Genomic DNA, 10,895 nt, shown 5'->3' with positions numbered 1-10,895 from the left:
CCTCACGGGATCGCGGCCTTTCATTCGCTTTCAACGTGCGCCTGACACTGTGAGCAAAAGCGCTGGACTTGTATCTGCAGCCGAAGCTCTTCGCTCACCACACGCCTGAACGCCAGCATTGAAAACGGAAGCCACAAAGCATCCAAAGTCTCTTACGCAAAGCCCACCCCCACGTGACCCCCGTCACCGCCCAGTCTCCACCCCACCCCCACAATGGCCTCCACAACACCGAGATAGTTCTACAGAGAGGCGAGGCCATGCAGACAGCAACAGCAAGCACCCCGGCAAGGCGATTGCCGCAGCCGGTAGTTCAACAACAACAACAACACCCCAACGCCCCCACCCGGGCTTGGGCCCGCGCATGGAGGCAGCAGCGGCAGCACCTGCTCGCCCCCGCCTTGCTGCTCCTCTGCGCAGCCCCCCTGCCCGCCTTCCACACCACGACCCACGCCCAGACCCTCTCCACCGGCGCCCGCCACGGCCTGGCGCTGCAGGCCGATGGCAGCGTGCTGGCATGGGGCGACAACCGGCAGGCGCAGCTGGGCCAGGGGCGCACGGTGTTTGCCGCCACGGCGCGTGAGATTGCGCTGCCGGCCAAGGCCACGATGGTGCGCACCAGCCGCACCACGGCGCTGGTGCTGGATGCCGAGGGCAATGTGTGGACCTGGGGCCGCAATGTGCGCGGCGAGCTGGGCGATGGCACGCGGGCGGACCGGCCCACGCCGCAAATCATTTTTCGCGGGGCAACGTTCATCGCCAACGGCGGGGAATGGGCGCCTTCGTTCGTGATCGACAAGGACGGCCAGCCCTGGTGGTGGGGGCCCTTGCCCACGGGGGTGGATGCGACCGTGCCCCAGCGCGCTGCGGCCGCGCGGGTGCCGGCGCGGCTGGCGCGCATCATTCACAGTGCGCGCACCACGGTGGCGCTGGACGAGCAGGGCGTGGTCTGGTCGTGGGGCGAGGGGGTGGCGTGCGCCGCATCGGCCGCGTACACGGCGCAGCCGGTGGCCATGCGCGATGTGCCGCCGCTGGTGGATGTGTCGGTGGCGGCGTCGGCCCCGGTGGCAGACCGCAACGGCTATGTGCCGCGCGAGGTGCCCGCCTCGCGCATCACGGGCAAGGCGGCCGATGGCTCGCGGTGGACCTGGGGCACCGACCCGGTGTACCGCAGCCAGACCTCGCTGCCGCCACCGCCAAAGACCGATTGCCCGCCGGTGCGCCTGGCCGCCAGTGCCACCAATGCGTACGACCCGTTCGACCCCTACCGCAGCACGATGCACCCGGAGCTGGTGCGCAACGGCGTGCAGATCAAGACGACGGTGCACGGCGGCGATGGCTACCTGGGCTGGACGGCCGAGGGCGACCTGTGGCGCTGGCGCTATGTGAACCCGAGCGAACCACCGGGCTGGCAGGTGTCGCTGGAGAAGCTGGCCACCAACGTGGTGGATGCCAGCGGCTCGGGCACGGAGTCGCTGGGCCTGACCTCGGTGGCCATGTACATCACGCGCGATGGCAAGCTGTATGCCCAGGGCTCCAACTCGGGCCTGCACCTGGCCATGCCGGCGGGGGGTGAGCTGGAGTCGTCGGCCAGCCCGCGCCGGGTGGGCTTGCCAGGGCCCGCGGCCAGTGTGCACGCCAGCGGCACGGGCAGCCATGTGCTGTTGCAGGATGGGCGCATTTTTGCCTGGGGCAATGGCGCCACGCGGTACGACCCGAGCGCTGGCTTTGTTGCCAGCCAGCCCCTGCAGGTGCCCACGCCCATGGCGCTGCCGGTGCCCATCAAGAAGCTGGCCACGGCGCTGGGCCAGTGGCTGGCGGTGGATGCCGATGGCAAGGTGTGGAGTTCGGGCGGCTGGGGCGTGTACCCCCCGATGCACATGCGCCCGGTGATCGTGGGCGAATCGTCGCCGGGCATGCCGCTGGCGCGCGATGTGGCGGTGGGCGGCAATGGCCACGGGCTCATTTTGGGGGTGGATGGCTCGGTGTGGCGCATTGGCAGCAGCGGCGGCGCGGGCTACCTGCCGGCGGGCACCAACCCATTGAGCCAGGACGCGTTTGCATGGCTGCGCACGCCGCGCAAGGTGCTGGGCCTGCCCGCCACCATCGTGCAGGTGGCCACGGTGGATGATGCGTATGGCGCCTCGTACGCGCTGGATGCAGCGGGCCAGGTGTGGTTCTGGGGCCAGCGCATGAACAGCGGCATCGCCGGGGTGGATGGCGGCGCGCTGCCCGTGGCCGACTGGCTGGTGATGGAGCCCAGGGTGCTGCCCATGCCGGGCAAGGCGGTGTCCATCCACGGCGGCGAATTCAACGCCTGCGCGGTGCTGCAAGACGGCACGGCCCAGTGCTATGGCAAGCTGTTCAACAACCACCTGGGCCGGCGCCTGCGCATGCATGCGCCCATCGTGGCGGTGTCGATGGGCATGGACGAGGACAAGCAGCTCACCAGCATCTTCAATCAGCGCGGCGGCTCGGTGCACCTGCGCCTGGCCGATGGCACGGTGTGGGCCCTGGGCCAGGGCCGCTATGGGCAGCTGGGCACGGGCGCCTACGCCAGCACGGCCGAGCCCGTGCCCGTGGCGGGCGAGGCCGGCCGGGGTGAGCTGGACCTGGCCCCCGCCACGCCCAACGTGCCCACCACGGCCGCCACCACCGATGCCCGGCGCCCGCCGTTTGGCGTGAACATGGAGCTGGCGGGCAGCCCGCGCAGCCTGGCCTTCAAGGGCGAGGTGTTCGGCAGCGCCGGCACGCCGGCCAGCGCCAACCTGTACGCCCTGGCCACCCTGGGCGTGCCGCGCCCGGGCAGCACCTGGCTGCAGCTCGACGCGCAAGGCCACTGGAGCCCGCTGGGCTGGCCGGTGCCGGCTGCGGCCAGCAATCTGCAGCTCACGGGCGAGGCGCAGTCCGCCCCGCTCACCCTGCTGCCGCGCCTGGACGGCCCGGGCCTGGAGGGGCTGCGCCTGTTCATCGGCTACGGCAGCGATGTGGACGAGATGCTGCGCGCAGGGCGCTTTCGCGAGGTGCTGGAGCTGGGGCCCGACCTGGGGCTGCCGTGGCCGGTGTATTGAGAGCGGCTAACAAAACTCTTCTGGCGTCGTTGCAGCCCCCTGCATGTCAGAATGAAAGCATGAGCACCACATCCACCGCTTCCTTCCTCTCCAACGCCGACGGCACCCAGGTGGCGACCTACACCTGGGCCCACGTTGCGGGCCAGCCGGCCGGGGTGGTGCAGATTGCCCACGGGTTGGCCGAGCATGGCGCGCGCTATGACCGCTTTGCCCAGCAGCTCAATGCGGCGGGGTTTGTGGTGCACGCGGTCGACCACCGGGGGCACGGGCGTACCGGCGGGGATCGCCTGGGCGACTTCGGTGCTGCGGGTTTCGGCGGGCTGATTGCCGATGTGGCCCAGTACGGGTCGGCGCTGCGCGCGCAGCATGGCGGCCTGCCGGTGTTTCTGTTTGCGCATTCGATGGGTTCGTTTGCAGCGCAGGCCGCGCTGCTGGACCACGCATCGACATGGGCGGGGGCCGTTCTCTCGGGCTCCACCGCGCTCGATGCGCTGGCCGCGGCCATGGCCAATGCCCCGGCCGATGCGCCGGCAGGGCTGGCGGCTTTCAATGCAGGCTTTGCGCACCGCACGGGGTACGAATGGCTGTCGCGCGACGAGGCCGAGGTCGATGCCTATGTGGCCGACCCCTGGTGCGGGTGGGAGGTGCCGGGCGATGTGATCCCCTCGCTCTTCGCCCCCGCCGCCCGGCTGGCAGACCCCGCGTTGCTGGCCGGCATCCGCCGTGACCTGCCCCTCCTCATTGCCTCGGGCGACGCCGATCCGCTGGCCGGTGGCGGTGCGCTGATCGAGCTGCTGGGCCAGCGCTACCGCGATGCCGGCATTGCCGATGTGACGGTGAAGCTGTACCCGGCCGCCCGCCACGAAATCCTCAACGAGACGAACCGCGACGAGGTGACGGCCGACATCGTTGCCTGGCTGCGCGCCCACGCTGCGTGACAAGGGCCCTGCGCGGCGCAGGGTGGGTGGCCCGTAGCTGACCCGGGGCGAGCCGCCTGGAGGGGCTGCGCGGGTTCATCGGCTGGGGCCGCGAAGGGGCAGGCAGGCTGCCGGCGCGCCTTATCGGACCAGCAGGCGCAGCATCGCGCACAGCGGCAGGGCCACCAATCCCCCCACCCCGGCTGCCAGGAAGGCAACCAGCATGCGCTGGCTCATCGCGTGGTGCCGCTTGCTTTCCTCCCGGTCCAGAAACCAGGTGCGCTCGAACGGGGCATGAATGCCAAAAACGAACAGGTAGAACATGGCGAAGCCAAGCACTGCCGCACCAATTTCGAGGGCACCGCCCCACGCCGATGCGCGCAAGAAGGAGGGCAGCCCCAGCTCCTCATGGCACACCAGGCCGAACCCCAGGACAAAGCCCGCGATGGCTGCGGAGAAGGGGGTGGCGTGGTTGTGCATGGTTCGTTCGTCGCCGCAGTCTAACGGGCCTTGCACCCCCCTGCGCACGGCATCGCGTGCAAGGCCAAGGTGGGTGCTTGGGTGCTTGGTTGAGTGGGTAGGCCAGCGCGTGAAGAGGCAACAACGAAAACGCCCACCGGTAAGGGCGGGCGTTGTCTTGGGAGCTACAAGCTACCGGCTATTTATTGAATGTCGTAGATCCGCTGGTAGCGGTAGCTGTTGAACATGTCGCCCAGGCTCTCGGCGGGGGTGGCACCCAACCCATAGCCGATGAAAAAGGCGGTGCCCGACAGGTGGGTCAGGTCCTGGTTCACGAACAGCAGGGACGACGTGTTTTGCAGGCGCTCGGCCCAGGCCAGCGGGTTGGCCGGGTTGAGGCGCTCGAAATTGGGCGCCGAGTAGGTGTACATGGTGCCGTCGGGCGTGATCGCCACGAGGTAGGGGTTGCCCTTGGCGCCGAGGTGCTCGGGTTTGATCTGCACGTGCGCAGACAGCGTCAGGCGCGTCAGGCTGCCCGTGGCCACCATGGTGCCCAGGCCCGGTGCAGCCGCGCCTTCGAAGACCACGGGCACCGGCGAGAGTTGCTCCTGCCCCACCGCCCCCACACCCAGTTGCCCCCGGTCGTTGCGACCCCAGGCCAGGAGCGTGCCGCCGGTGGTGAGTGCAAGGGAGTGCTCGGCGGATGCCGCGACCCGTGCATACCCCGCGCCAAGCGGTTGCGGGCTGGGGTTGTCGGTGCGGGTGGCATTGCCCAGTTGGCCCATGGAGTTGGAGCCCCAGGCCCATGCCGTGCCATCGGCCTTCAATGCCACCGTGTGGAGCCCACCTTTGGCGACCTGGCGATAGCCGCCACCCACCTGCGTGGGGCCTTGGCCCAAGCTCCATTGCCAGAGGGTTCCATCCCCCTTCACGCCGGCAGCCGAGAAGGGGGCCAAGGCCACCTGCACGAAACCGCTGTCCACCGGGCCGGCGAAGCCGTAGCCGCCATTCCATTTGAGCCACCTGACCGCGTCGTTGTAGTCCAGGTCCACATATTTGGCCTGTATGGAGCCGCCTTGCAGCACGAACAACACGTTGTTGCGGGTATTGACCATCTGCAGGTAGGCGGGTGGCAGTTGGTCCAGCCTGTCGTCACCGGCACCTGAGTTGAAGAGTTTCTTCACATGGCCCCAGTACCAGATGGAGCCGTCTGTCTTGCTGGCGGTGTCCGAGGTCATCAGCTGCGCAAAGCCACTGCCGACCTGCACCGGCCGGGCTTCGTTCAGGGTCTGGTTTCTCAGCTGCACCGAGCCCCACATCCACAAGCTGCCATCGGTCTTGAGGCCCACCATGTAGGTACCGCCCACGGCCACCTGGGCGAAGCCGCTGCCGATCTGCACGGGCTTGTCGGCACTGACCATGGAGCCATTGCCCAACTGCCCGCTCTGGTTGTCGCCCCAGGTCCACAGCGTTCCGTCGCTGAGCACGGCGGCGGAGTTGGCAGCGCCCGTGGCCATGTGCACCACGGTGGCGGCGTGCACGTTGCCCATGCCGGCCACCAGGGCGAGCAGCAGCCCGCAGTGCAAGGCCAGGGATGCCAGGCGGCGGGACAGGGTGGCCCGCATGCGGTGGCGCGCACCATTCGACAAAAATCCCATCGGAAAACCCTCTCTTTGAACGTATGGGCGAAGCGGCTACCGGCTACTTATGGAATGTCGTAGACCCGCTTGTAGCGGTAGCTGTTGAGCATGTCGCCCAGGCTCTCGGCGGGGGTCGCGCCCAGTCCGTAGCCGATGAAAAAGGCGGTGCCCGACAGGTGGGTCAGGTCCTGGTTCACAAACAGCACGGACGATGTGTTTTGCAGGCGGTCGGCCCAGGCCAGCGGGTTGGCCGGGTTGAGGCGGTCGAAATTGGGCACCGCGTAGGTGTACATGGTGCCGTCGGGCGTGATCGCCACGAGGTAGGGGTTGCCCTTGGCGCCAGTGGCCAGGTGTTCGGGCTTGATCTCCACGTACGCGGTCAGCGTCAGGCGGGTGCGGGTGCCGATGGCCACCATGGTGCCCAGCCCCGATGCACCCGCGCCCTCGAACACCACGCGCACCGGCGACGATTGCGATGGCCCCACCGGCCCCACACCCAGTTGCCCATAGTCGTTGTTGCCCCAGGCCAGGAGCGTGCCGTCGGTGGTGAGTGCCAGGGAGTGCGAGTCGGATGCCGCGACCTGTGCATACCCGGCGCCCAGCGGTTGCGGGGTTTCCGTGTTGGTGAGGGTGCCATTGCCCAGTTGGCCCTTTGCATTGGAGCCCCAGGCCCAGGCCGTGCCATCGGCCTTCAGCGCCACCGTGTGGCTGTACCCCTTGGCGACCTGGCGATAGCCGCCGCCCACCAGCACGGGGGCTTCGCGCTCTTTCCATTGCCAGAGGGTTCCATCATCTTTCACGCCCGCGGCCGAGCGGGAGCCCAAGGCCACCTGCACGAAACCACGGTCCACCGGGCCGGCGTTGCCGTAGCCGCCCTCCCAGCCCGGGTTGATGAACAGGTCCCCGGAGTACACGTTCAAGAAAACAGACCGTATGGCGCCGTCGTCCAGCACGAACAACGCGTTGTTGCGGCCACTGACCATCTGCCGGTAGCCGGGTGGCGCCCGGTCCAGTATGCCGTCGCTACCGGCCTTCCCGTTGAAGAGATTTTTCATGTTGTCCCAGTACCAGAAGGAGCCGTCTGTCTTCCTGGCGGTTTCCGCGGTCATCAGCTGCGCAAAGCCACTGCCCACCTGCACCGGCTGGGTTACGGCCAGCTCCTGGGCTCTCGCCGTCCCCACAACGCCCCACATCCACAAGGTGCCATCGGTCTTGAGGCCCACCATGTGCAAATTGCCCACGGCAACCTGGGCGAAACCGCTGCCGATCTGCACAGGCTTGTCTGCACTGACCGTGGAGCCAGTGCCCAACTGCCCATACCGGCCGTTGCCCCAGGTCCACAGCGTTCCGTCGCTGAGCACCGCTGCGGAGCTATTCGAGCCCGTGGCCATCTGCACCACCGTGGCGGCGTGCACGCTGCCCATGCCCGCCACCAGGGCGAGCAGCAGACCGCATTGCAAGGCCAGGGATGCCAGGCGGCGGGAGACGATGGATCGCAAGCGATGCCGCGCAGAAGACGATAAGAATCTCATCGGAAAACCCTCTCTTTGAAAGTACTGGTGAAGCTACCGGCTACCGGCCATTTATTGAATGTCGTAGATCCGCTGGTAGCGATAGCTGTTGAACATGTCACCCAGGCTCTCGGCGGGGGTGGCGCCCAACCCATAGCCGATGAAAAAGGCGGTGCCCGACAGGTGGGTCAGGTCCTGGTTCACAAACAGCAGGGACGATGTGTTCTGCAGGCGCTCGGCCCAGGCCAGCGGGTTGGCCGGGTTGAGGCGCTCGAAATTGGGCGCCGAGTAGGTGTACATGGTGCCGTCGGGCGTGATCGCCACGAGGTACGGGTTGCCCTGGGCGCCGAGGTGCTCGGGTTTGATCTGTACGTGCGCAGACAGCGTCAGGCGCGTCAGGCTACCCGTGGCCACCATGGTGCCCAGGCCCGGTGCGGCCGCGCCTTCAAACACCACGGGCTGCGGCGAAACTTGCTTTTGTCCCACCGGCCCCACACCCAGTTGCCCTGCGTTGTTGTTGCCCCAGGCCAGGAGCGTGCCGTTGGTGGTGAGTGCCAGGGAGTGACCGCCGGCTGCCGCCACCTGTGCATACCCGCCTCCAAGGGGCTGCGGGCTTTCGCTGCCCGTGAGAGTGGCATTGCCCAGTTGGCCCCACAGGTTGTCGCCCCAGGCCCAGGCCGTGCCATCGGCCTTCAGCGCCAGCGTGTGGACGGCACCTTTGGCGACCTGGCGATAGCCACCGCCCACCAGCATGGGGACTTCGCTGTCTTTCCATTGCCACAGGGTTCCATCCTCCTTCACGCCCGCAGCCGAGCGGGAGCCCAAGGCAACCTGCACAAAACCACGGTCCACCGGGCCGGCGCTGCCGTAGCCGTCCCTCCAGCCAGAGTACATGTCCGAGGGGTTCAAGTGCACATGAAGAGACTGTATGGCGCCGTCTCCCAGCACGAACAACACGTTCTTGACGGCATTGTTGACCATCTGCAGGTAGCCGGATGGCAGCAGGTCCAGCCTGTCGCCACCGGCACTCGCGTTGAAGAGTGTTTTCGCATGGCCCCAGTACCAGATGGAGCCGTCTGTCTTGCTGGCGGTGTCCGAGGTCATCAGCCGCGCAAAGCCACTGCCCACCTGCACCGGCCGGGTTTCGTTCAAGGTCTGGTTTCTCAGCTGCACCGAGCCCCACATCCACAAGGTGCCATCGGTCTTGAGGCCCACCATGTAGGGTCTACCCACGGCCACCTGGGCGAAGCCGCTGCCGATCTGCACGGGTCTGTCCGCACTCACCATGGAGCCATTGCCCAACTGCCCGCTCTCGTTGTCGCCCCAGGTCCAGAGCGTTCCGTCGCTGAGCACCGCCGCGGAGTTGGTGTAGCTCGTGGCCATGTGCACCACCGTGGCGGCGTGCACGCTGCCCAGGCCCGCCACCAGGGCGAGCAGCAGCCCGCATTGGAAAGCCAGGGAGGCCAGGCGGCGGGACAGGGTGGCCCGCAAACGGTGGCTCGCACCATTCAACAAAAATTCCATCGGAAAACCCTCTCTTTGAACGTATGGGCGAAGCAGCTACCGGCTATCGACCTATTGAGTTATTGGATGTCGTAGACCCGCTGGTAGCGGTAGCTGTTGAACATGTCACCCAGGCTCTCGGCAGGGGTCGCGCCCAGGCCATAGCCGATGAAAAACGCAGTGCCCGACAGGTGGGTCAGGTTCTGGTTTGCAAACAGCATGGACGATGTGTTTTGCAGGCGGTCGGCCCAGGGCAGCGGGTTGGCCGGGTTGAGGCGCTCGAAATTGGGCGCCGAGTAGGTGTACATGGTGCCGTCGGGCGTGATCGCCACGAGGTAAGGGTTGCCCTGGGCGCCGAGGTGCTCGGGTGGGATGCGCAGGTGGGCAGACAGCGTCAGGCGCGTCAGGGTGCCGGTGGCCACCATGGAGCCCAGGCCCGGTGCAGCCGCGCCTTCGAACACCACGGGCAGCGGCGAGAGTTGGTCCTGCCCCGCCTGCCCCACGCCCAGTTGCCCTGCGCGGTTGCGGCCCCAGGCCAGGAGCGTGCCGTTGGTGGTGAGTGCCAGGGAGTGCTCGCCAGCGGCCGCCACCTGTGTGTACCCACCGCCAAGGGACTGCGGGTTGACGCTCTCGGTGCGGGTGCCATTGCCCAGTTCGCCCCAGTAGTTGCTGGCGCCCCAGGCCCAGGCCGTGCCATCGGCTTTCAGCGCCAGCGTGTGACCGCTACCTTTGGCGACCTGGCGGTAACCGCCGCCCACCAGCACGGGGGCATCGGGCCCGTACCATTGCCAAAGGGTTCCATCCTCCTTCACGCCTGCGGCCGAGTAGTTGCCCAAGGCCAGCTGCACAAAACCACGGTCCACCGGGCCATCGCTGCCGTAGCCGCCCATCCAGCTGCCCATGCTGATCATGGCCGAGTAGTCCCAGGGCACAAAAAGAAACTGTATGGCGCCGTCTCCCAGCATGAGCAACACGTTGTAGCGGTTGTTGTGCATCTGCACGTAGCCGGGTGGCAGCCGGTCGAGCATGTCGTCGCCACCAGCACTCGCCTTGATGAGCCTCTTCATGTGGCCCCAGTACCAGACAGCGCCATCGGCCTTGCTGGCGGTGTCCGAGTTCATCAGCTGCGCAAAGCCGCTGCCCACCTGCACCGGCCGGGTTTCATTCAGGATCTGGTTTTTCAGCTGCACCGAGCCCCACATCCACAGGCTGCCATCGGGCTTGAGGCCCACCATGTACGTGCCGCCCACTGCCACCTTGGCAAAGCCGCTGCCGATCTGCACGGGTCGGTCGGCACCCACCGTGGTGCCATTGCCCACCTGCCCATACTGGTTGTCGCCCCAGGCCCACAGCGTGCCATCGCTGAGCACGGCGGCGGAGTTGGCATAGCCCGTGGCCATGTGCACCACCGTGGCGGCGTGCACGCTACTGCCCATGCCCGCCACCAGGGCGAGCAGCAGCCCGCATTGAAAGGCCAGGGATGCCAGGCGGCGGGACAGGGTGGCCCGCAGGCGGTGGCTCGCACAATGCGCAAGGATGGTCATCTGAAAATGCCTTCTAAAAATAGGGGTCGGGCCTGCGGAACATCGGCCATCTCCCTCTTCGGAATGGCCGTTCGCAGCGAACGGTGGGCACGCCATGGTGGCAATCTCTCCCCCCTGAAATCTGGTGTGTTTTTTTGCGATCAGCAGGGGGCCTCTCCAGGGCCTGTTCACACTGATTTCGGGGTCGCGAAGGCCCTTGCCGGCGTGCCAATCTAGGCGCGTGACGCAGCGTGTGCCCTTGCACACGCAAGGA

7 protein-coding genes are annotated in these 10,895 nt (G+C 67.4%); 2 read left to right on the top strand and 5 right to left on the bottom strand.

The window, feature by feature from the left end; genetic code table 11:
* The first annotated feature begins 398 nt into the window (after positions 1–398).
* The gene (locus tag AC3WOH_RS21515; protein WP_492231365.1) at positions 399–3,068 is read left to right on the top strand and encodes an RCC1 domain-containing protein; all 2,670 of its coding nucleotides are present in this window, start codon (positions 399–401) and stop codon (positions 3,066–3,068) included.
* Between the two features lie 59 nt (positions 3,069–3,127).
* Positions 3,128–4,006, top strand: coding sequence for an alpha/beta fold hydrolase (locus AC3WOH_RS21510; protein ID WP_492231364.1), 879 nt, complete (start codon positions 3,128–3,130; stop codon positions 4,004–4,006).
* Between the two features lie 120 nt (positions 4,007–4,126).
* On the opposite strand, the gene AC3WOH_RS21505 is transcribed toward AC3WOH_RS21510, so the two are convergent.
* The 5 genes from AC3WOH_RS21505 to AC3WOH_RS21485 form a co-directional block, all read right to left on the bottom strand.
* Complete coding sequence (locus tag AC3WOH_RS21505; protein WP_492231363.1) at positions 4,127–4,465, bottom strand: hypothetical protein; 339 nt, start codon at positions 4,463–4,465, stop codon at positions 4,127–4,129.
* Between the two features lie 182 nt (positions 4,466–4,647).
* Entirely contained in the window at positions 4,648–6,102 is a 1,455-nt protein-coding gene (locus tag AC3WOH_RS21500) for an RCC1 domain-containing protein (protein WP_492231362.1), read from the bottom strand.
* A 47-nt stretch (positions 6,103–6,149) separates the two neighbouring features.
* Complete coding sequence (locus tag AC3WOH_RS21495; RefSeq protein ID WP_492231361.1) at positions 6,150–7,583, bottom strand: RCC1 domain-containing protein; 1,434 nt, start codon at positions 7,581–7,583, stop codon at positions 6,150–6,152.
* 84 nt (positions 7,584–7,667) lie between these two features.
* Entirely contained in the window at positions 7,668–9,119 is a 1,452-nt protein-coding gene (locus tag AC3WOH_RS21490; RefSeq protein WP_492231360.1) for an RCC1 domain-containing protein, read from the bottom strand.
* A gap of 59 nt (positions 9,120–9,178) precedes the next feature.
* Positions 9,179–10,642, bottom strand: coding sequence for an RCC1 domain-containing protein (locus AC3WOH_RS21485; protein WP_492231358.1), 1,464 nt, complete (start codon positions 10,640–10,642; stop codon positions 9,179–9,181).
* Positions 10,643–10,895 lie beyond the last annotated feature (253 nt).

This window comes from Acidovorax sp. FW305-C-20-28, from assembly GCF_058783375.1.
Note: the sequence above shows the minus strand (reverse complement) of the source record. Positions and strands in the feature narration are given on the sequence as shown.